This window comes from Pelovirga terrestris (genome assembly GCF_014773365.1).
In the GTDB taxonomy this organism is placed as follows: domain Bacteria; phylum Desulfobacterota; class Desulfuromonadia; order Desulfuromonadales; family Geopsychrobacteraceae; genus Pelovirga; species Pelovirga terrestris.
In genome coordinates this window covers 138,597-160,334 of the sequence record NZ_JACWUN010000006.1, presented here as the reverse complement: position 1 = coordinate 160,334, position 21,738 = coordinate 138,597, and the positions used below count along the sequence as shown (strand labels likewise).

Annotated in this window: 25 protein-coding genes; all 25 read right to left on the bottom strand. The window is 54.0% G+C overall.

Annotation, left to right across the window (positions count from 1 at the left end):
* Positions 1-132: 132 nt before the first annotated feature.
* A complete protein-coding gene (locus ICT70_RS07175) occupies positions 133-861 on the bottom strand; it encodes a flagellar hook-basal body protein (RefSeq protein WP_191154956.1) in 729 nt (242 codons plus the stop codon).
* A gap of 92 nt (positions 862-953) precedes the next feature.
* On the bottom strand, positions 954-1,373 hold the full coding sequence (locus ICT70_RS07170) for a hypothetical protein (RefSeq protein WP_191154954.1): 420 nt from the start codon (positions 1,371-1,373) through the stop codon (positions 954-956).
* Between the two features lies 1 nt (position 1,374).
* The gene (locus tag ICT70_RS07165; protein WP_191154952.1) at positions 1,375-2,136 is read right to left on the bottom strand and encodes a FliA/WhiG family RNA polymerase sigma factor; all 762 of its coding nucleotides are present in this window, start codon (positions 2,134-2,136) and stop codon (positions 1,375-1,377) included.
* Entirely contained in the window at positions 2,136-3,035 is a 900-nt protein-coding gene (locus ICT70_RS07160; protein ID WP_191154950.1) for a MinD/ParA family protein, read from the bottom strand. The genes ICT70_RS07165 and ICT70_RS07160 overlap by 1 nt, the downstream gene beginning before the upstream one ends.
* A complete protein-coding gene (flhF, locus tag ICT70_RS07155; RefSeq protein ID WP_191154948.1) occupies positions 3,032-4,420 on the bottom strand; it encodes a flagellar biosynthesis GTPase FlhF in 1,389 nt (462 codons plus the stop codon). The genes ICT70_RS07160 and flhF overlap by 4 nt, the downstream gene beginning before the upstream one ends.
* Complete coding sequence (flhA, locus tag ICT70_RS07150; protein WP_191154946.1) at positions 4,410-6,494, bottom strand: flagellar biosynthesis protein FlhA; 2,085 nt, start codon at positions 6,492-6,494, stop codon at positions 4,410-4,412. Before flhA ends, flhF begins: the two co-directional genes overlap by 11 nt.
* A 100-nt stretch (positions 6,495-6,594) precedes the next feature.
* The gene (flhB, locus tag ICT70_RS07145; RefSeq protein ID WP_191154944.1) at positions 6,595-7,656 is read right to left on the bottom strand and encodes a flagellar biosynthesis protein FlhB; all 1,062 of its coding nucleotides are present in this window, start codon (positions 7,654-7,656) and stop codon (positions 6,595-6,597) included.
* A gap of 97 nt (positions 7,657-7,753) precedes the next feature.
* Positions 7,754-8,530, bottom strand: a complete 777-nt coding sequence (fliR, locus tag ICT70_RS07140; protein WP_191154942.1) for a flagellar biosynthetic protein FliR — start codon at positions 8,528-8,530, stop codon at positions 7,754-7,756.
* Between the two features lie 12 nt (positions 8,531-8,542).
* Positions 8,543-8,812 carry a flagellar biosynthesis protein FliQ gene (gene fliQ, locus ICT70_RS07135; RefSeq protein WP_191154940.1) on the bottom strand — a complete coding sequence of 90 codons (270 nt, stop codon included), beginning with the start codon at positions 8,810-8,812 and terminating at the stop codon, positions 8,543-8,545.
* 12 nt (positions 8,813-8,824) lie between these two features.
* Entirely contained in the window at positions 8,825-9,562 is a 738-nt protein-coding gene (gene fliP, locus ICT70_RS07130) for a flagellar type III secretion system pore protein FliP (protein WP_337906776.1), read from the bottom strand.
* A complete protein-coding gene (locus tag ICT70_RS07125; protein ID WP_191154938.1) occupies positions 9,559-9,936 on the bottom strand; it encodes a flagellar biosynthetic protein FliO in 378 nt (125 codons plus the stop codon). Before ICT70_RS07125 ends, fliP begins: the two co-directional genes overlap by 4 nt.
* 4 nt (positions 9,937-9,940) lie before the next feature.
* Positions 9,941-10,255, bottom strand: coding sequence for a flagellar motor switch protein FliN (gene fliN, locus ICT70_RS07120; RefSeq protein WP_191154935.1), 315 nt, complete (start codon positions 10,253-10,255; stop codon positions 9,941-9,943).
* Positions 10,252-11,253 carry a FliM/FliN family flagellar motor switch protein gene (locus ICT70_RS07115; RefSeq protein ID WP_191154933.1) on the bottom strand — a complete coding sequence of 334 codons (1,002 nt, stop codon included), beginning with the start codon at positions 11,251-11,253 and terminating at the stop codon, positions 10,252-10,254. The genes fliN and ICT70_RS07115 overlap by 4 nt, the downstream gene beginning before the upstream one ends.
* Before the next feature lie 11 nt (positions 11,254-11,264).
* A complete protein-coding gene (locus ICT70_RS07110) occupies positions 11,265-11,756 on the bottom strand; it encodes a flagellar basal body-associated FliL family protein (RefSeq protein ID WP_191154931.1) in 492 nt (163 codons plus the stop codon).
* A 57-nt stretch (positions 11,757-11,813) separates the two neighbouring features.
* Positions 11,814-12,551 (bottom strand): flagellar motor protein MotB, encoded by a 738-nt coding sequence (locus tag ICT70_RS07105; RefSeq protein ID WP_191154929.1) that lies wholly within the window; start codon positions 12,549-12,551, stop codon positions 11,814-11,816.
* Positions 12,552-12,562: 11 nt separating this feature from the next.
* Positions 12,563-13,327, bottom strand: coding sequence for a motility protein A (locus ICT70_RS07100; protein ID WP_191154927.1), 765 nt, complete (start codon positions 13,325-13,327; stop codon positions 12,563-12,565).
* Positions 13,328-13,593: 266 nt separating this feature from the next.
* Positions 13,594-15,009, bottom strand: coding sequence for a flagellar hook protein FlgE (locus ICT70_RS07095; protein ID WP_191154925.1), 1,416 nt, complete (start codon positions 15,007-15,009; stop codon positions 13,594-13,596).
* Between the two features lie 84 nt (positions 15,010-15,093).
* Positions 15,094-15,477, bottom strand: coding sequence for a TIGR02530 family flagellar biosynthesis protein (locus ICT70_RS07090; RefSeq protein ID WP_191154923.1), 384 nt, complete (start codon positions 15,475-15,477; stop codon positions 15,094-15,096).
* A complete protein-coding gene (locus ICT70_RS07085) occupies positions 15,477-16,139 on the bottom strand; it encodes a flagellar hook assembly protein FlgD (protein ID WP_191154921.1) in 663 nt (220 codons plus the stop codon). The genes ICT70_RS07090 and ICT70_RS07085 overlap by 1 nt, the downstream gene beginning before the upstream one ends.
* A gap of 38 nt (positions 16,140-16,177) precedes the next feature.
* On the bottom strand, positions 16,178-17,719 hold the full coding sequence (locus ICT70_RS07080; RefSeq protein ID WP_191154919.1) for a flagellar hook-length control protein FliK: 1,542 nt from the start codon (positions 17,717-17,719) through the stop codon (positions 16,178-16,180).
* A gap of 39 nt (positions 17,720-17,758) precedes the next feature.
* A complete protein-coding gene (locus ICT70_RS07075) occupies positions 17,759-18,271 on the bottom strand; it encodes a MotE family protein (protein WP_191154917.1) in 513 nt (170 codons plus the stop codon).
* Complete coding sequence (gene fliJ, locus ICT70_RS07070; protein ID WP_191154915.1) at positions 18,268-18,708, bottom strand: flagellar export protein FliJ; 441 nt, start codon at positions 18,706-18,708, stop codon at positions 18,268-18,270. Before fliJ ends, ICT70_RS07075 begins: the two co-directional genes overlap by 4 nt.
* 3 nt (positions 18,709-18,711) lie before the next feature.
* Positions 18,712-20,040 carry a flagellar protein export ATPase FliI gene (gene fliI / locus ICT70_RS07065; RefSeq protein WP_191154913.1) on the bottom strand — a complete coding sequence of 443 codons (1,329 nt, stop codon included), beginning with the start codon at positions 20,038-20,040 and terminating at the stop codon, positions 18,712-18,714.
* On the bottom strand, positions 20,037-20,720 hold the full coding sequence (locus ICT70_RS07060) for a FliH/SctL family protein (protein ID WP_191154911.1): 684 nt from the start codon (positions 20,718-20,720) through the stop codon (positions 20,037-20,039). The genes fliI and ICT70_RS07060 overlap by 4 nt, the downstream gene beginning before the upstream one ends.
* Positions 20,707-21,720: a flagellar motor switch protein FliG gene (gene fliG, locus ICT70_RS07055; protein ID WP_191154909.1), complete on the bottom strand. Its 1,014-nt coding sequence runs from the start codon at positions 21,718-21,720 to the stop codon at positions 20,707-20,709. The genes ICT70_RS07060 and fliG overlap by 14 nt, the downstream gene beginning before the upstream one ends.
* Between the last annotated feature and the right edge of the window lie 18 nt (positions 21,721-21,738).

Sequence of the window (21,738 nt, the reverse complement as noted above, 5' to 3'; positions counted from 1 at the left end):
GGTGTGGCTCCTTTACTCCAGACGCTGTATTGAGCGTCGGTGATATCTATTTATTATTTATCCATTTGTATCTGTTCAGCACCGGCTCGGCGATCCCGTGCAAAGATAGCGCTGAAGAGTTACATCCATTTTTTACTGTAGCAGTCCCATCTCGGTCGCTTTGGCATTCATATCACTGTAGATTTTAAGGGCTTTCTGGGTGGCTTCAAAAGCACGCAGGTTCGCGGTCATGAGCACCATTTCTTCCATCAGATTAACATTCGAACCTTCGAGGCTGTTCTGCACCATCTGGGGTTGCGGATGAATCTCCGGGGCAGCATCCTCGACCGGGACAAACAGATCCTTACCGGCACGTTGCAACAGCCCGGTGTCTTCGAACAGAAACAGGCCGATCCGGGCAACCTGCTGATCTTCGATCCAGATCGAACCGTCACCAAGGATATCGACATCCGGGCGCTCAAGAATAATTTCTTCGCCGTTGGGGCCGGTTACCGCATAGCCATTGCTGTCAACCAGGACCCCCTCAGCGTTAAGTTGGAAGCTCCCCTTGCGGGTATAAGCCAATTCACCATCAGGCTGTTGGATCTGAAAAAAACCTTCGCCGTTAATGGCGACATCAAGGGCCTTATCGCTGTGCTCAAGGTGACCAGGGGAAAAATCGATTTGATGACCGGTCAGCCCGGTAAAGTTGGTGGCATTGCTGGCCATCCCGGAGGTCGCCTCGCCCAGCCGAGCGGCAAAAGTGACGGTGCCTTTTTTGTAGCCGGGGGTGCGGGCGGAGGCCAGATGCTCACTGATATTATCAAGCTTGTGCATCCGTGCGACGGCTCCCGAGATTGCTGCATATTTTCCGTCTGCCATAAGACTTCTCCATCTATTATCAGGCATGAACCTTGTCGACCGTTACTGGCCGAAACTTTATCTCTGTATCGGTGAACCACCGGACCCGCCGTTCAGATTGGACGCTTTACCCGTGACAGCTGCATCACCTGTTCCACCTCGGCGGGAGCCATGTTCAGCGCCTGAGCAATACTGTCAACGTTTTGACCCTGGGCGGCCAGGGCCACGGCGTATCGGTACTTATCCGCCTGGCCCTGTGATTTAGCTGCGTTATTTTCCTGAAGTTTTTCTTTTAGCTCTTGCCGGTTTTGGTGCTGATTTTTCTCTGCATCGCTCAAATGAGCTGAAAATCCACTGGTTGCCGACGCCAAAGGCCGATCTTTCAGCACTTCAGCTATTTCCGACACGGTTGCTTCCATGTCTTGTAGCTGTTGCCGCAGAACCCTTAAGGTCCGGCGTTGCCATAACGTCATCAGTAGTGCGATGACGGCGCCAACCAATGCCGCTGCGCTTATCATTGCCGCTGCTGTCATCCTAACGACCTGTTCCCAGCGCATTGATACTGCGCTTCATCTTGACTTTCAGTTTTGCCAGCCCCTGACTGTGCAATTGGGAAATACGCCCCTCGGTCAACTCCAGCACATCGGCAATCTCTTTTTGCGACAGCTCTTCGTAATAGAGCAGAGCAATCACCAACCGTTCTTTTTCTGACAATTCGTCCAGATAACCTGCCAGTTCACGGGTTAACTCGTCGGCCTCCAGCCGCTGCTGGACATTGACCTGAAAGGTGTCTTCGAGGTTGTCGATGAACGATTTACCGTTACTCTCGCCCTGATCAATCTGGTCATCGAGGCTGACATAACCCAATTGACTGACCTGAAACTGCAGTTCACGAAAATCATCCAGCGACATCTCCATGGCAACAGCCACTTCTTCATCCTGCGGCAGGCGACCAAGACGTTGCCCCAATGTTTCCACTGCCCGATTCAACCGGGTCTGTTTTTCCCGCAGGGTGCGCGAGAACCAGTCCATACGACGCACTTCATCAAACACCGAACCCCGGATCCGGCGCTCGGCAAAGGTCTTGAACAGTACTCCGCGGCGCGGATCAAAGCGATTAGCGGCATCCATCAAGCCCATCAATGCGGCACTGCGGATATCATCACGGTTAACGAAAGAAGGGACCTGGGTCATCATCCGATCGACCAGAAAGTCGACCAGGACAAGATGAGCCTCGATCATTTTTTCACGTTCTGCCGGTCCCGGTGGACCGTATCCGCTCTGACTGTAGGTCATCAGCTTGCCTCCGCACCAACACCAAGAAACTGTTTCCAGAAAAACTGCAGGGTTCCCTGGGCCTGATTGTTCTGTGGTATTTCCATCAGGGTTGCTGCCAGTTCCACAAAAGATTTGGCCACTTTGCTGTCAGGATACAACTCAATCATCACCCGCTGCTGACGAACCGAGTCATGCATTTTACGGTCGAAGGGGATGGCGCCTAAATAGTCGATAAAAATATCAAGATAGCGCCCCGATACCATGGTCAGCTTTTCGAAGACGTCGAGTCCCTCGTCGGCACTGCGCACCGAGTTGACCGCGAGCAAAAACCGCTTCTGGTGATAGTGGGTCGACAGCAACTTCATCAGCGCATAAGCATCGGTAATGGCTGTCGGCTCAGGGGTGGTAACGACCAGGATATCCTGCGCCGCGACATTGAAGTAGGTGACGTTGTCAGAAATCCCGGCCTCCGTGTCGATCAGCACCACATCAAAGTGTTCGTCAAGCGCATCCAGGGCATCGATCAGGCGCATCTTCAATTGCCCGTCAAGCCGGGTAAACTGTTGAACGCCGGAGCCGGCAGGCAGAATCTTCAGGCCGTGAGGCCCTTCGACCATGATGTCAGCCAGGCTTCGCTCACCGCTGAAAAAATGATTGAGATTGTAGGGCGGGGAGATCCCCAGGACCACATCCACATTGGCCAAGCCCAGGTCGGCATCAATGATCAGGACTTTTTTGCCCAGGCGCGCCAGGCTCACTGCCACATTGGAAACAACTGCGGTCTTGCCGACGCCACCCTTGCCGCTGGTGATGGAAATGACCCGGGTCGCGGGCATCTGTAATTCGCTGGAGGCCTTGCTCTGGTGACTGCTCATCTGCCGCAGGGTTCCGGCCTGATCAGGGGTACTGCTCATCATACGGCTATCCTCCGGGCATCATCATAAGAACCCATGACCAGGTCGGCTACCAGTTGCGGATCAGCCGGTAGCAGATCTTCCGGCACTTTCTGTCCATTGGTCAGGCAGCCGATCGGCAGATTGGTCTTCAAGGGGAGATTGATCAGGCTGCCACACTGATCAGCTTCGTCCAGTTTGGTGAACATCAGCCGGCTGATCGGTAATTTGCTGAAGGCTTCAAAGCTCTTATGCTGCAGGCTGTCGGCAGTCGGCGCAGCGAGCACCAGGCAATTTTCGACGCCACTGTGGGCGCCGAGAAAACTGTTCAGTTCATCGATACGCGCTACGTCTTTGGGGCTGCGCCCAGCGGTATCAATAAGAATCAGATCCTTGTCACGGTGACGGCGGAAGGTTTCCTGCAGTTGCTCGGGAGAAAAAACCACATCGACGGGAATTCCCATAATCTCGCCATACACCTTGAGTTGTTCAACCGCGGCAATTCGATAGGTATCAATGGTCACCAGGGCGACGCGGGCACCGGTCTCGGTGATGGCCTGGGCGGCGAGTTTGGCGATGGTGGTAGTTTTGCCGACACCGGTGGCACCGATGAGAGAAAGTTTTTTTTGTGGTTGCCCGGGGCGCCACAAGGTCCCTTTGGACTGCACCAGACCGGCCAGGGTGGTACATAAAAATTCGCGCTGCTGGTGGATATCAAGACGCTGCTGTGAGGTCATGCGCGTAGCGGCGTAAGCGGCGATGGTCGTTGCCGATTCGGCATCGATGCCACGCTCCTGCAACATCGCCACCAAGGGATCGGGGTGGTCGCTCGCTACCACGGTCCTGAGCGGCATTGGTGCGGTACGGATAGACGGTTTACGCAGCTCAACCGACTCCGGCACAGCCGCCGGCTGTTGCTTCTGGGCCTGTGCTTGCGCCTGGGCCAGCTGGTTCATCAACGCTTTGAGTTGCTCAATTTCAGCCTTAAGCTGGCTGATGCTCTGCGCCTCGCTCTGAGCGCGCAGCCGGCGCAGCTCCTCATCAAGACGCGGATCAACAGCCGGAGCACCAGCTGCAGCGGGTGCCGCTGGTTGAGGCGCCGCGGGGTTGCGTCCCGACAGGCTGACGATCTCATCTTCCAAGGTTTCAACGCGATTGGCCGCCGTCACCGGATGAGTCAGCGCCGCAGCGCGCTGATCGCTATAAGCGTTACGGGCCGGCAGCGAGGAGCGGCGCATTGAGGGGGATTCAACCGCCGCGGTCACTTCGATGGTCTGCCGACCGAGAACCCCGAGCCCTTTTTTCCTCAGGGTGCGGGTTGAGAGGATCAGCGCCTCCGGGCCAAGGGTGTCTTTGACCTGCTTGAGGGCCGCAGCCATGGTTTCTGCTTCAAATTTTTTAACCAGCATTGACGGTCACCGTTCCTACCGACCGCACCTTGAGGTGGGGTGCGATCTCATTGTGGGAAATAATTGCCAGACCGGGCAGATAACGCTCAGTCAACCTTTTGACATGGAGTCGAATTGTTGGCGTACACAAGAGTACCGGATTGCCACCGGCAGCATTCTGTAAGACCTGGCTCAAGCTGTTAATCAGAGCCTGGGCGAATCCTGGCTCCAACGCCAGGTAGGAGCCCTGTTCGGTGCTGTGCAGGGCGTCCTGAATGCGGGTTTCAACGTTGCGATCGAAGGTCATCACTTCTAATACCTCATCATTTTGACTGTAGCTGCTGCTGATCGATCGGGCCATGGTCGCCCGCACATGTTCGGTCAGTTGATCTGGATCTTGCACAACTGGTGCCCAATCCGCCAGAGTTTCCAAAATAGTTCGCAAATCGCGCACAGACACGCCTTCACGCAGCAGATTCTGCAGTACCCGCATGATCACTCCGAGACTGAGCAGGCCCGGCACCAGTTCCTCCACCAGCTTGGGATATTGCTGGGCAAGGTTATCAATCAGGTTCTGGGTTTCCTGGCGGCCAAGCAACTCATAACTGTGGGTCTTGATCAGCTCACTTAAATGGGTCGCAACCACCGTTGTGTTGTCCACCACGGTATAGCCGGAGATCTGCGCCCGTTCTTTTTTATCTTCCGAGATCCAGATCGCCGGCAGCTTGAAGGCCGGTTCGATGGTTTCAATCCCCTTCATCACCTCGGTGGCGGTGCCGGGATTCATCGCCAGATAATGGCCGGGCAGCAGCTCTCCCCCACCAATTTTGACCCCTTTGAGAATAATGGCATATTCATTGGGTTTGAGCTGGAGGTTATCCTTGATATGTACCGGTGGAACAATGAAACCCATATCGAGGGTAAACTGACGGCGAATTGATTTGATCCGTGGCAGCAGCTCACCATTCTGGGCGGTATCGACCAGGGGAATCAGACCGTAACCAACCTCCATCTCAAGCAGATCAACGGAAAGCATCTGCTCGTAATTTTCTTCTTCGATCTGTTTTGGCGGTGGCGCATCGTCGATTTGTTGCTGGTGCAGTTTTTCCGTATGGGTCTTAGACACCTTCCAGGCGACCACTCCGGTCAGAATCGACAGTAAAAAGAAGGGAATCTTTGGCAGACCGGGAATCAGGGCAAAAATCAACAGAATCGCTGATACCACCCACAAGGAACGGGGATGAACGCTGAATTGACGCTTCATCTCGGTACCAAAATCCTCATCGCCGGCGGTGCGCGTCACCATGATACCAGCACCGGTAGCGATGATCAGGGCGGGGATCTGCCCGACCAGACCGTCACCGACAGTGAGGATGGTGTAGTTAGCTGCAGCTTCGGCAACCGGCATCCCTTTTTGCATGACCCCGATGACAATACCGGCGCCAATGTTGATCAGGGTGATGATGATACCGGCGATAGCATCCCCTTTAACAAACTTGCTGGCACCGTCCATCGCACCGTAAAAATCGGATTCTGAAGCGATCTCCTTGCGCCGCGCCCGCGCCTCGTCATCGTTGATCAGACCGGCATTCAAATCAGCATCGATCGCCATCTGCTTGCCCGGCATGGCATCGAGGGTAAAACGCGCCGCGACTTCAGCCACCCGCCCCGCACCTTTGGTGATAACCATAAAGTTGATGATGACCAGGATGGCAAAAATAACGATACCAACGACATAGTTACCGCCGACCACGAACTGGCCGAACGACTGGATAACGCTCCCGGCAGCGCCGGGACCTTCGTCACCGCGCAACAGAATCAAACGGGTGGAAGCCACGTTGAGAGAGAGGCGAAACAAGGTGGTAACCAGCAACACGCTGGGAAAAATGGCAAAATCCAGGGCGCGAGAGGTATACAGGGCAGTGATGAGAATCAACAAAGCGATGGTGATATTCAATGATAAAAACACGTCAAGCATCATCGGTGGAACCGGCAGAATCATCAGCATCAGGATCAGCACCAGCCCGAAGGCAATTAATACGTCGGTACGAATAATCAGCCTGCGCCAGTCATCGATAGTTGCTAGTGTTGCCATGATCTGCTCCTTGTTACTTAAATACTGACACCCTCTAGTGTCAATTTATCGGCACCGGGCTTCAACCCTGATCACTATAATTTTTCCCTATATTTTTCAGCTACTTTTTGTTTTTCAGGCGGTACACATAGGCCAGAACTTCGGCGACAGCAGTAAATAATTCCTCAGGAACCTGCTCGCCTATCTCCTGCTTGTACAAAGCCCGTGCCAGCGGCTTGTTTTCGATGACAGGAATTTTGTGTTCGCGGGCAATTTCACGAATTTTAAAGGCAACATGGTCGGCACCCTTGGCAATGATCTGCGGCGCATCCATGGTTTCACGCTCATAACTGATGGCGATGGAAAGGTGGGTCGGGTTGGTGATAATGACATCAGCCTTGGGTACTTCAGACATCATCCGCCGCCGCGCCTGCTGCATCTGCATGGAACGGATGCGCGATTTGAGGAGCGGGTCGCCCTCGGTCTCTTTATGTTCTTCTTTGACCTCCTGCTTGGTCATTTTCATTTTTTGCTCCATCTCATATTTAGAAAATGAGAAGTCAATAACTGCCAGCACGATCATGATGGCGCAGGTCTTGGCCATCACCAGAAAGGCAACCCGGGCAAGGAATACCAGCGTCTGATTCAGGTCCAACAGCCCCAGAAAAAGGGCGGTATCAAATTCATTAGCTACGGTCAGATAAGCGACATAGGCAATCAGTGACACCTTGGCCAATGACTTGATTAATTCCACTGCCGAACGTTTGGAGACAAATTTTGCCATCCCTTTGATCGGGTTGAATTTATTGATGTCCGGCTTGAAGACTTTGGTTGAAAGAAGGGGGCCAACCTGGGCGAAGGACGAAAGAAAACCAACGAACAGAGAAACGAAGAAAATGGGCCAGAGCAATTTGCCCAGAGCGCCGCCCAGCCCCCAGGCCAGTGCAACCACATCAGGAGGGGTTACGGCATAATCACGGATTCTGACGAGGGAAACCACATAAAGGTTTTCAAGATTCTGCCAGAAGGGGTGGGCGTAAAAAAACCACAACAGCAGCGACAGGGTGAACAGACCAGCGGTGGTCACCTCTTTGCTCTGGGCCACCTGTCCTTTTTCACGAAAATCGTTGCGCCGTTTGGTCGTCGCTGTTTCTGTCCGTTCCTGTCCTGAGTCTTCAGCCACACTGCTCTCCCGGAAGCGATCACTGCTATCACCTTGGTGCAGCCCTCGCCTGGCAGTCTAATCGGTGCCGGTTTTTTGGCACGATCATGCAAGGAAGCTACAACAAGCTGAACAGTCGCAAGAATCGTTCCGAAAGTGCGGCAAACTCGCCCTGAAGAATTGCAACAAAGACGCCGAAGGTCAGCCCCATAATGATAAACGACAGGCCGATGTTCAGTGGGAAGGAAAGCATGAAGACATTGAGTTGAGGAAAAATCCGGGTCATGAAACCAAGGGTCAGGGTGACCAGAATAAGAACTGCCATGATCGGCGCCACCAGTCGGACACTCAGGATCAGAGCATGATTGGACAGCTCAATCATCATTGGAATAGCACCACCGGAGAGATTAAGCCCGCCTGGCGGTAACATGGCAAAAGAGGCAACAATAGCTTCAAGAAACAGATGATGGGCATTTACCGACAGGAACAACAGGATCGCAAAAATCCCCTGAAACTGGGAAATCAGCGCCACCTGCTGCTGAGTGGTCGGGTCAAAGATATTGGCAGCGGCAAAGCCCATCTGGTAACCGATAACTGAACCGGCAAATTCTGCCGCCATGAAGATCAACTGCGCGATAAAGCCGACCAATAGACCAAAAATAACCTCGGCGGCGACAATGATCGCCATATCAGTAATGTTCAAGGAGGTGACCGGCAGAACATGCTGTACGACAGGATAGGTCAGCAGGGCAAACATCACCGCCACCCCAATCCGCATCTGGGGCGGAATCTGACCGCCGCTGAACACGGGGATGACCGCAAAAACGGCAGCAATGCGGGCCAGGCAGATCAGAAACCCCTGAACCATGGTGGTGGTAAAGATCGGCAACTCCATAGGGTGCCCGCGTCAGGGAGTGATATTGGGGAGGTGATTAAAAATAGAAATCAAAAACGCTGAGGCTTTCTGCAGAATCCAGGGCGCAAAAATCAGCAGGGTAACAAACACCCCGACGATCTTGGGGATAAAGGTCATGGTCTGTTCATTGATCTGGGTCGCCGCCTGAAAGATACTAATCACCAGACCGATAGATAATGCCGCAATCAGCATTGGAGCCGCACACATGAGCGTCGTTTCAATCGCCTGACGGCCGATATTAACCACAAATTCCGGAGTCATCAATGGATCCTTCTAGCCAAAGCTCTGGACCAAAGAGCCGATAACTAACGACCAGCCGTCCACCAGCACAAACAGCAAGATCTTGAACGGCAACGATACGATAATCGGTGGCAGCATCATCATCCCCATCGCCATCAGGATCGAGGCGACGATCATATCGATCATCAAGAAGGGGACAAACAGCAAAAACCCCATCTGAAAAGCGCGTTTAAGTTCCGACAGCATGAACGCCGGGATCAAGGTCAACATGCCGATATCTTCCATACTTTCCGGTTGTTCTGAACCGGAAATATCAACCAGCAATTGCAGGTCCTTTTCCCCGACCTGGGAGAACATAAAGCGCCGCATCGGTTCCAGAGCCAAGGGGATCGCTTCGTCCTGGCTGATTTCCTCGTTGAGATAGGGCTGCAAAGCCTCGTCATTTATCTGGGTGAACACCGGTGCCATGATAAAAAAGGTGAGAAACAGGGCTAAACCAACGACAATCTGGTTGGATGGGGCCTGCTGGGTACCCATGGCCTGGCGGACAAAGGACAACACAATGACGATACGGGTAAAGGCGGTGGTCATCAGCAGAATCGATGGGGCCACCGACAGAATCGTCAGCAGGATCAGAATCTGCAAAGCGGTCGACACCTGTGCCGGCTCGGTCGCTTCCCCGATCCCCAGGGTAATGGTCGGCAACCCCTGAGCCTGCGCCATCACCGGCAGCAGCAGGGCCGGCAGCATGAGGATTACGCGCCACGTCACGGCTGCTTCTCCTGGGCTGCATGCAGGCTGTCACTAAAAGTTTTTTTGGCCGGTTCCAGGCGCCCGAGATTTTCGATGCGATCGTGGGTCATCCCCAGGAGAATCTCTTCGTCGCGCACCTTCACCACACAGAGGAATTTTCGCCCACCTAGCGGGCGGGTCTCGATAATCTGAATAATTTCGCTTTTATTCTGCGGCAAAAAACCAAAACCCCGGCGGCTGGCGGCATAAAACAGCAGCAACAAACCGACGACAACCCCCAGCGCTGCCAGCATTTTCAAACTGGCGGTAAACAGGCTCGGTTCTTTTGCGGCAGTCTCAGCTAGCGCCGTTACCGGAACCAGCAGAACCATCAGTACCATCACTGCAGGCATCAGCTTACCCCAGGTTCTCAATGCGCTCGGACGGGCTGACAACATCGGTCAGGCGCAACCCGAACTTTTCATTGACCACCACCGCTTCACCGCGCGCGATCAGGCGTGAATTGACGTACAGATCAAGCGGCTCGCCGGCCAGCTTGTCGAGCTCGATCATAGAACCTTCCTGCAATTGCAGCAGATCGCGGACCAGAATCCGTGAGCGGCCTACCTCAACGGCAACCTCGAGGGGGATATCAAGGAGCAGATCGATTCCCCGGTCTTTCATTGGGGGGACTGCGGGGGCTTTTGGTGTTTGATTATGTTCAGTACTCATTGTTCTCCTCCACCGGGAATAGGTCCCGAAATACGTACCGCTTTTTTATTCCCCTGAACCCCCACCATCCCGAAAAACTTGGAGCGTTCTTCGATCGACACCTTGGCCGGGGTTTCCGGTTTAATTCCCAGATCAATCACATCCCCCACCTGAAAGTTGAGGATATCCCGCACCCGTAGAGATAAAGACGCTAATCTGACCTCGACCTTGACCTCCATGTTATTGAGCTCTGCACAGACCAGCTGCTGCCAGCGGGTGCTTTGCAACGAACTGGCAGGTACGGCTTTTAATTTCTGTTTTTTCTGCAGCGGCTCGAGGGTTAGATGAGGAATGACCAGGGTAATATGCCCCTCGAGATTTTCGATAGCGACCTTGAACTGGGAAACCGAGACCCCGACTTCCGGATCGACAAAGTTAAGCAGTCGCAGGTTACTGACCACCTCAACCAGCTCTGCCTTAATCGCTTCGATCTGTTTAAATCCTTTATTCAACTCCGGACAGGCAGAGAGAATCACATCGCGCAGGACATTCAACTCGATGGCACTTAACGGGCGTTCGGGGATCAGCGCCTGGCCCTGGGAGTTGCCACCCAGCACCATCTCCATCAGCGAGAAAGCCAGCTGCTCATCAAAGATCAGCAGACCACCTCCGGTTAGCGGCTCAAGCTGCAACACCCCGATAGCGCCACGACCGGACAGCCGTTGCAGCAGGGTGTCAAAGGACATGGATTCCAGCGCTTCAAGCTTGATATGGGCGGCGCGCTGAAAACGGGTTGATAAGGACATAGCGTAATTACGGGCAAAACTGTCAAGGATCAGATCGAAATTGCGCAACCGCCACCCTTCGGTGCCGCTGCTGCGGAACAGGTTACAGTTCTCCACCGACTTCGCTGCAGCCGGCTGGACGGCATCTTCAGCGACGGTTTCGATATCAACCTGGCCCTGGCGAACCGCCGAGAGCAGATCGGCAATTTCTTCTTTACTGAGGATCTTTTCCACAAGGTTGCCCTTTACTGAACAACAAAATCAGTAAAATAGATGCGTTTGACCTTGCCGACCAACAACAGGCTGTTGACCCGGTTGAGCAATTCTGCCCGCAGCTGCAGGCGACCTTGCAGGTCACTGAGTTCAGCAAAGGTTTTGTTGCCGATCAGCAGCAGAATCGCATCCTTGATCTGCGGCATACGCTGAGTGATTTCGGCGGCAGTTTCGGGCGTATCGGCTTCGAGGGTAATAGCTGCTTTGAGATAACGCACTTCCCCCTGATCAAGGATATTGACGATAAAGCTCTCGATATTCACCATCGGCCCGATTTCTTTCGCCTGGCGCTCCAACAACGCCTGTTCCTGCTCCGGCGTCAATGATTTGTCATCACTGCTAAAAAACAGATAGGCACCAATCCCGACCCCGATCAGCAGAACAACGCTCGCCACAATGATTATTATCATTTTGATCCTGGATTTACCGGCCTCTTCCGTTTTCTTTGCTGGTTCTTTTGCCATCGGTTTATCCTTCCCTGATCATTTTTTGACAGTCTTTAACCTTGGATTATCTACTTCTTAAAAGGGGGCTTGATCCCGTGCATCAATCAGATAAGGCAACTCCTGCTGCGGATCCCCCTGACTTTCCAGAACGAATTCGACCCGTCGGTTCAGGGCACGCTCACGGTCGCTGAGATTAGGAAACAGGGGTCGGTGGGATCCGTAACCGGTCGCCGAGATGCGTGCCAAGGGCAACAATTGATCGCTGACCATAAAACGCAGCACCGACACGGCACGAGCTACAGACAATTCCCAATTCTGCATATCATCCCCAATATCATCGGTGTGCCCCTCGATCTTGAGGTTGAGGGGCAGCGGACGGACCAACTCGGCCACCTTGCGCAGTACCGGATCGGCATCCGGGTTAAGGCTCGACTGGCCGACACCAAACAGGATGGCTGCGTCGACCCGCAGTACCACAGCACCACGATCCTTGACCAGTTCAATCTGCCGATCGAGTTTAAGTTCACGCAACTGGGTACGCAGGCGCTGATAAACCCGCGCGTTAAAATCATCGTCGATAGGGACACGAGACATGACTTGTGGTGGTGCAACTTCTGTACGGGTACTGCTTTCCAGCACCCCGACGCCGAAGGCTCCCGACAGAGATTCGGCGGCCTGCTGAAAACGCACCTGGTCAAGGGTGGCCATGGACAGCAACAGAACAAAAAAAGTCAACAGCAGAGTCATCATATCACTGAATGTGACCATCCACAGGGGGGCTCCCGCCATCGGTTTTTTTGGTTTTTTTGCCATCATTAAACCCTTTAACCAAAATTACTACGTCGCTCTTTCGGGGCAACAAAGGCGTGCAGACGCTGCTCCATCAAGCGCGGATTCTCCCCTTCCAGAATCGCCTTCATCCCCTCAGTCACCAGGGTCTTGTTGAGCACTTCGCTGGCCGACCTGAGTTTGAGCTTGCCGGCAATCGGATTGGCAATAATATTGGCAATAATTGCACCATAAAACGTGGTGAGCAACGCAACCGCCATGGCCGGGCCAATGGTGGAGGGATCGTCCATGGTTTGCAACATCTGCACCAGGCCGATCAGAGTACCAATCATCCCCATGGCAGGGGAATAGGCGGCAAAGGTGGAAAAAATCTCCGCGCCCTTGTCGTGACGCTCCATCACGTATTCGATTTCACGCTCGAGCATCTCCTTCAGGGCTTCCGGCTCCTGCCCGTCAACCGCCATTTGCAACCCTTTAAGAAAAAACTCGTCATCAATATCATTCATCACCGCCTGTAACGACAGGATCCCTTCTTTACGGGCCTTGCCGGCATAGGTAATCAGCCGCGAGATGGTGTCAGTCGGTGCGTGGGCTTTGTACCTGAAGGCTTTACCGGCGACCTTAACAGCACCCAGGATATCGCTGAAAGGGAAATGCACCAGCACCGTTCCGAAGGTTCCACCGATAACGATGGTCAGGGCGGCGATATCGACAAAAACCAGCAGGGAACTGCCCTGCATGATGGCGGTGATCATCAGGCCGAAGGCGGCAATCAAACCGACAATTGTTGCCAGATCCATAGGTATCCTCGAAGTGGCGTGGTTGCAAAAAGATCGACGCGGTCAATTAAACGACGAACGATCTATCAATATCAACAAATTACACCGATCATGTATTATCTTAAGCAGGTATCATGCCACTATGTAAGAAACTACTTAGACTATTTTCTGTCAAGTATTTTCAGTATGTTATAGTAAATATGTGCCACTACTAACAATGAAAAAGGCGCCTCCGGGACAGATTCCGGTGGCGCCTTCAGCCTAAGTCAGAATTTTGACCGATCCGCTTAACGCTTCAGGTTGATGACTTCAGCCAGCATTTCGTCCGTCGTGGTAATAGTTTTCGAGTTGGCCGAGAATCCCCGCTGGGTGGTGATCATCTTGACAAACTCACTGGCCAGGTCAACGTTGGACAGCTCCAGCGCGTTGGTAAAGATATTACCGACCCCGGAACCGACGGTGCCGACAACCGGCACCCCCGATGAGGTGCTCTGAGAGTACATGTTATTACCGATTTTATCCAGCGCGTTGGGGTTGGTAAATTTCGCCAGCGCCATCTGCATCAGTTTCCGCGGCGCACCGTTGGAGAAATTACCGACGATATAGCCTTCCGCATCAATACTCAGCTTGACCAACGTACCCGTGCCAAAGCCATCCTGCTCCTGCGACACCACCACTGAAGGGCTGGCATACTGGGTGGTCTGCATGTCGATGGCAATTTCCTGAGTTGGCAACGCACCGTTACCCCACGGCAGATTGCCACCAGGAATGGTGGCCTTTGGCTTAGGTTCAACGGGATCACCATAAGCAGACGAATCAAGTGGATAGACAAACGTACCAGAACCCGGTGGATCTTCAGTAATATTTGAATATAAAGGCTGTTCATCTATAACGATCAAATTACCACTGGGGTCAAACCCTAGAGTGCCACTACCAACAATGGCAAACTCACCAGGGATTCCAGCACCAACAATCGCATTTCCGTCAGAGTCCACAGCACCAGCTTCCAGTTCCCCGCCGTCAACAACCGCATTCCAATCCCAAGTTTGGTCTGCCGTCTTGGTAAAGTAGGTTGTCATCAGATGGGTACTGCCGAGGCTATCAAACACCTGGATTGATGTTGCGTAATTGGACGTGACGGAAGGATCAGAAATATCAAATCCACCTGGAATCGCCGTCGCATCAGAATTCAAGTTAGTATTGAGATTGACGTTGCCGGTCGGACCGGACTGGGTGAAGGAGTTGGTGTTGACCCAGATCGGTTGTAAATCGCCCACCGTATTACCGTTGGCGTCAAGGTCGTAGCCCATCACGTTGAACCCTTCCGGATTGACCAGAAAACCACCGGCATCAAAACGGAAGGCACCGGCACGGGTATAGAAGTTACCAGCATTACCGGTGGTTGGATCACTGACGATGAAAAAACCGGAACCTTCGATCGCCAGATCGGTATTGGTTTCAGTGTTTTCAAAGGTCCCCTGGCTGAAGATATTATCAACAATCGAGAGCCCGACCCCGCGGCCAACCTGGGAGGCGCCACCGGAGCCGGAGATCTGGCTGGAGAGCAGGTCACCAAAGATGGCGCGGCTCGATTTGAAACCAACGGTATTGGCGTTGGCGATGTTGTTACCAATAACGCTCATGGCGTTGGCATTGGCGTTGAGTCCACTGACACCACTATAAAGAGAACTCGATACTCCCATGGTCTTACTCCTTTTTTGTCGAAAGCCGCGTCCGTCGGTCGGCGGCTTGCGAACCTCCTCAAATGAGGACCGGTTCGGCAGGTTTTAAGCAATAACTGCGCTGTCGATGTTGGTAAATACGTTGTTTTTCAATTGATCCTTGCTCACGACGGTCACCACCGTGTCATTTTTGACACTGACCACCAGGGCGGTATCGTCGAGCATCACCAGGGACTCGCGTCCCCCCTTGAGGTTGATCTGCTCGATGGCTGATTCCAGTCGTTGCAATTGCTGCGGGTTAAAAGTAATGCCCCGGCTTTGCATGCGTTCGCCGGCATGACGCGAGAACTTGATGTTCTGCGGCGCCATTTTATTGCGCAACAACGCATCAAAGTTGGTTCCGGTCGCCGGCGCACGATCAGGCCGTTTAGCCGGCGGCTGACCACCCGGAAATACCGGTTGCGGAAAGATATTAATCGCATCGGTCATCAGCTGCCTCCGGCCCTGGTAATCCGTCCCAGCGCAAAGGTACCGCTACTGGTGTCGAGTTGCACGCTGGTACCGCCTAAATCGACTGACTCCACCCGCCCCTTGACCAGGCTCTTACTGTCGATGGTCTTCTCATCGGCATCGATAGCATGAACAATTAGGGAATAATCACCAGGAACCAGCGGCATGCCGGAATCGGTGTAACCATCCCAGTCAACAAAGTACTGACCGGAGCTGGTTTCACGGGCGCTAATGGTGGTCAGGGTGCTACCACTTTGGTTCTGCACGTAGAGGGTCACCTTCTCTGCCGGCGTATCCAGCTGGTAACCAAGTTGCATTGATTCGCCATTAAAATGGAAGGCCGACCCTTCCGCGACCACCTCCTGACCGATCAGGCTTAAAGCTGACATTTTTTCCATCTCGCCACTCATACGCCCGAGTTGTTCCAGGCTTTTGTTGGCATTGGTCAGCTGTTCGAGTTGGCCAAACTGCGCCAATTGGGAGGTAAACTCGGTCGGATCCGCTGGATTTAACGGGTCCTGATGCTGTAATTGGGCAACCAGAAGCTTGAGAAAGTCTTCCTTGCCCATGGACACATCACGATCGCCCATATTGGTCACTGGTGGCGCCTGTGCTGAAATGGCTGAGCTGATTGCTGTCATCGTTGTTTGACCTTTCTTCCTACCGACTTTTTATCAGGTTAAACATGAAGGCTGATACCTCTGCCACCATTCTGGATCAGGTGAGTCAGGGGGATGGCCTGATCTTCCACTAACGGCTCTTCCTTATGGGCGCGCCGGTGTTGTGCTGATTGTTCTGCTGCTTGGCGCTGGTGCGCCAAATCTTCGGCCGGTCCCTGTTGCTGATGCTGACGGGCATCACTGCTGACCTGAAAATGGTCGATCTTCAACCCCTGTTCAGCCAGGGAGTTACGCAGTTGTCCAAGATTGCGCTCAAGCACTTCCTGAACCTGCTGGGTCTGGGCATGGAGATTGGCACGCACCTTGTCTCCCTCAACCATCAACTCAATCCGCAAGGATCCCAGTTCCGCCGGGTGCAGGCGCAGCACCATGCGGCCCATATCACCTTTCGCGCTGCCGGAAAGATGAGTCACCACCTGGTCAAAGATCTGACTATCGGTAACTTGCGCGCTGGCGGCAAAGGGTGCTGCAACCGCTGCTGGAGCGGCTATGTGTTGCGCAGCATTAACCAGCGGGGTTGGTTGACCTGGCAACTGGCCGTGTTGTGACATCACAACTTCAGATCCTGGTTTGGCGTTCATGGCCATCTGGGCCACGGGGATTTGCCCACCATTCTTTTCAGCAACCTTGGCAAAAAAAGCCTCTACAGCATCATCCGAAGCGGCTTGATTGGTCTGCACCTGGGACAGTTGACGACCTGCTTCTGCTACCTGTGGTGGCGCTACCTGTGGTGGTCGGGGTTTAAGCAGTTCACTAAAGCGTGCTTCGAGGGGGGACTCGGGGGACTCCTTGTGCCCCGCCATTGCAGCACCGCGAACTGCAGCGGCAGCCATCTGGTGGCCTTTAGCTTCGCCTTCTACTTTAGCTGGCTCAGCCTTGTTGCCGGTTTCTGCCAGGCTGGCGCGCAGTTGCGTCAAGCGCTCACGAACCTGCTCGAGCTGTTGTGCGGCCACCAGTTGCCCGGGGGGTAAGTCACCGACAATCCCCTTGCCCGGGTGATGCTGAACCTGCTGCTCCTGATACTGATCGAACCAGGCGATCAGCTCTTCGACCTTCTGTTCTAAGGCCGGGTCCTGCTGTTCGGGCAGCAACTCCTGTCCGCTGTTCTGTTCTGCCACCACCTGATTGTGAAACGGCCACTCGGGCAGAACCTCTTCAACCAGATCGACCAGTTGTTGCAGTTGAGCGTGATCCATTGAGTTCGGAACGGCTCCTTGCTCAAGTAGCAGCGCCACACTGTCGAGCCATTCCATATGGAGTTTGCCACGTTGCTCCAGCAGATCCTGCTGCTGAGTTTGCTGGGCCAAGGACTCGCCAGCGTCTTTTCCCAACAGTTCGGAAAAGTTGCTCAGCAACAGCCCTTTGCCTGGCACACCAAACAGCGCGGTCTGCTCCTGTTCCGGGGTCTGATAAACCACCTGTTGCTCCTGTTGCGCCAGCGCCTGACCAAAAAGTGGCTCTTGTTCTGCTGCCGCTTTTCCCCCAAATTGGACAGTGCCCGGCTGGGGAGCCGGCGCAATCATCATCGCTGCATTCATCATCGCTGTTTCACCTCCTTTCCTTATTGATTATTTGCCGGATTAATTTCCCGCAGTTTCATCTACCGACAAGTCGGTAAAAGCGTTACTTAGCTTGATCGCCGTTTCGGCGTTGAGTCGTTCCATAATCTGCCCGGCGGTTTTCTTCTTGATGCCAAGCAGCAGATTAACCGCAAGTTGAGTTTCCAGTTCACTAATCAAAACCGCAGCCTGCTGCGGATTCATGCGCTCATAGATCAGGCTTAATTCTCCGATTCTGGCATTTTCTTCGGCATCACGACGATCGAGGAGTTCGCTCAGTTCAGTGCGCAGGCGCTGCATGGCGGCGATTTTCTTATCGACCTCTGCTTCCAGGGTCTTTAGCTGCAATTCACGCCCGTGCAGCTGTTCTTCCCGTACACTTAGGCGTTCATCACGCTCCCTGATGGCGGTGAGAATGCGGCGCTCTTCCACCGAGGCAAATTGTTCATCGCCGGTAAGGGCAAAGAGGGGTGTTTGCAGCAACAGGATGATGATGCTGACGAGAATGACAATAATCCACAGTCGCTTTTTCATGGCGTGGTCCCCTTACTGCGCAGGCTGATTTCATCGAGCTGAATGCGCTCTTTGCGCTCCTGCTCGCGCCGAAATTCAGCCTCCTGACGTTCCTTGAGCTTATCCATGACCTGCCGGTCACGCGCTGCTTGAAGCAACGCCTCACGTTGCTTGACAATCTTTTTTTCGAGCGTTGCAAACTGTGCCTGCAATTGTGCACTGCGGTGCCGACAATGGTTGATGCGGCTTTCATAAATATTGATCTCGGCGATGGTCAACCCCTCTCGCTGGCGCTGTTTAAGTTCTTGATCCTGGTCGTTCAATTCCTGCTGCTGGCGGGCAATGGCAGCCATTAATTCCTGTTGCTGCTGCTGACTTAAAGCCAGGGCTTGCTGCGCCTGCTCCTCGAGAGTCGTACGATAGTTGAGCACCGACTGCAGTTTGAACTTTTTCACCATGATCTAACCTTCGCGCGGCGCTTTACGCCGATCAAGAACCAATGAGTTCATCTCTTTGATGGTCGTTTGCAGATCAAAGGATTCATCCATTTCCTGCTGAAGAAAATCGTTCACGGCCTCAATACGACCGATGGCGTAATCTATTTTTTTATTACTGCCTTCGGCATAGGCACCGATATTGATCAGGTCTTCCGCCTCTTTATGGACGGCCATAATCTCACGCATGTTACCGGCCAACTGCAGGTGCTCCTTACTGACGATATCGCGCATGACACGGCTGGCCGAGGTCAGCACATCAATGGCGGGGAAATGGTTGCGCGCTGCCAGATCGCGTGACAGAACAATATGGCCATCAAGGATCGAACGTACCGAGTCAGCTACCGGCTCGTTCATGTCATCCCCTTCCACCAGCACGGTATAAAGACCGGTAATGCTCCCCTTGTTCTTGAAATTGCCGGCGCGTTCCAGCAATTTTGGCAGGGTGGCAAACACCGACGGGGTGTAACCTTTGGTGGTTGGCGGCTCACCGATGGCCAAGCCAACTTCACGCATGGCCATGGCAAAACGGGTGACCGAATCCATCAGCAACAGAACATCCTTGCCCTGGGCGCAGAAATATTCGGCAATAGTGGTTGCGACAAAGGCACCACGCATACGCAACAGCGGCGATTGGTCGGAGGTTGCCGTCACCACCACCGAGCGCGCCAATCCTTCAGGGCCCAGATCACGTTCGATAAATTCCCGCACCTCGCGGCCACGTTCACCAATCAGGGCGATCACATTGACGTCGGCCTTGGTATGTTTGGCGAGCATACCCAGCAGCACACTCTTACCAACCCCGGAACCGGCCATAATCCCCATGCGCTGACCGGTACCACAGGTCAACAAAGAATTGATCGCCCGCACCCCCAGGTCGAGGGGTGCGACGATCGGTTTTCGCGCCATCGGGCTGGCGGGCAGAGCGTACAGGGGGCATTCATTGTCGCAGGGTTGCAGCGGCATCTCATCCAGTGGGTGCCCGAGGGCATCCAGCACCCGCCCGAGGAGTTGCTCCCCTACCGCCAGGGTTGCGCTGCTGCGCACCACCTGAATGAGAGAGCCCGGCCCCAGGCCACGCAACTCCCCCAGGGGCATCAACAATGCCCGGGAATCACGAAAACCAACCACTTCGGCTGGAACCGCCGGACCACCGTCATGAGGTAACAGCTCACACAAGGTGCCGACGGTCGCCGATGGACAATAGCCTTCCACTACCAGTCCGACGATCTGAATGACCTTGCCACTGACCTTGTAGGGGTTGACGGCTTTGACCCGCTGGACCAGATCGATCATGAGTTTCCTGTCATCGTTTCCTGGAGGGCTTGACGAATAGCGGCAAGCTGGGTTTCCAGGGTGGCATCCACTGTGCCGAGATCTGACTCAATCTGACAACCGCCGGCAGTCACCGCCGGGTCAGCCTCCACCATCAGGTTTTTCAGGCCACTGATACTTGCCAAAAACAGGGGCTTGTGTTCGTTGACGGCGGCCAGATCAGCCGGATTGACCTTGATACGATAATGGTCGGCACGGACCGACACGGTCAGGGCTTCGGCAATCACCTGATTGATAATATCGGCGTGAACACTGACCTCACGCCGAATAATCTGCTCGGCAATCGCCATCACCAGACGCAACATATCGTCGCGGCTGTTCTCGGCCATCTGGGCGCGCAACTGGTCAACCTGCTTCAGTGTTGCAGCCAGCGCCTGGGCTGATGATTCCAGCCTGGCGGCGGCTGCCTTCATGGCATCTTGTTGGCCACGGGCATAGGCCTCGTCAACATCCTTTTTCGTCAGGGCCGCCGCTGCCGAGGAAGGCGCCGAACTGGTGGCGGGGACTTTGGCTTTTACCGGCTGATCAACGACAAAAGCGTGAGCCGCGGAGGTAATCGCGCCGTCCTCACCAAAGGAGCTGAAATGAAACTCTCTGACGTCAGCCGCTTCGGCTCCACGATAGATTTTAGACAAGCTCATCGCCACCACCACCTCGGCCCGGGATGACAATCGTGCCCTCTTCTTCCAGCTTCAGGGCCACCTTCACCACTTCCATCTGCATCGCTTCAACCTCGGACAACTTGCGTGGCCCCATAGCCTCAAGGTCTTCCATAATCATGTCGGCAGCACGCTGGGAGATATTGGAAAAAATTTTGTTTCTTACCGCATCACTGGCGGTCTTCAGCGCCAGGGTCAGCATGTCGGTGCTGACCTCACGCAATACTGCCTGCATGCCGCGGCTATCGATGGCAACCAGATCCTCGAAGGTGAACATGCGCCGACGGATTTCTTCAGCCATTTCAGGATCGGTCGCTTCAATACTGGTGAGGATATACTGATCGGCCCCTTTTTCCATTTTACCGAGGATCTCGACCACCTTCTCAATCCCTCCAACCTGCTTGTGATCGTGTCCGACGATGACTCCGACCTCACGTTGCAGGGCCGCCTCGATCTGATTGATCACTTCCGGCGAGACATTATCGATCTTGCCGATCCGATAAACCACTTCACCGCGCAGATCCTCCGACAGTTCCGCCAGGATCCGGCTGGCGTGATCATCACGCTGGGTCGACAGGATCAGGGCAATGGTCTGGGGATGTTCATTTTCAAGCAAGCCGGCGACCATCCGCGGATGCATCTTGGAGATAGTTTCCAGCGGTCGCCCTTCGATCCCGGCCGAGACCTGATCCAGCAGTTGCTGGGCCCGGTTGCTATCAGCACCGCCTAAAATCGCATGCTTGGCAAATTCTTCGCCGCGGATATACACGCCGATATCGTTATGGCGGGCACTCTTGTATTCTTCAAGAATTTCACGCGCCAATGAGGGTTCAACGTGCTCAATTTCCATCATGCAGCGGCTGATTTCGCGCACTTCGGCGTCATCGAGGGCTTCAAAAATGCGTGCTGTCGCTTCCTCGCCCAGACACAACAGGAGCAAAGCCGCTTTTTTGGCACCCGACAGATGTTTGGTTTTTTTCACTGCAGATTCTCCCTGTAA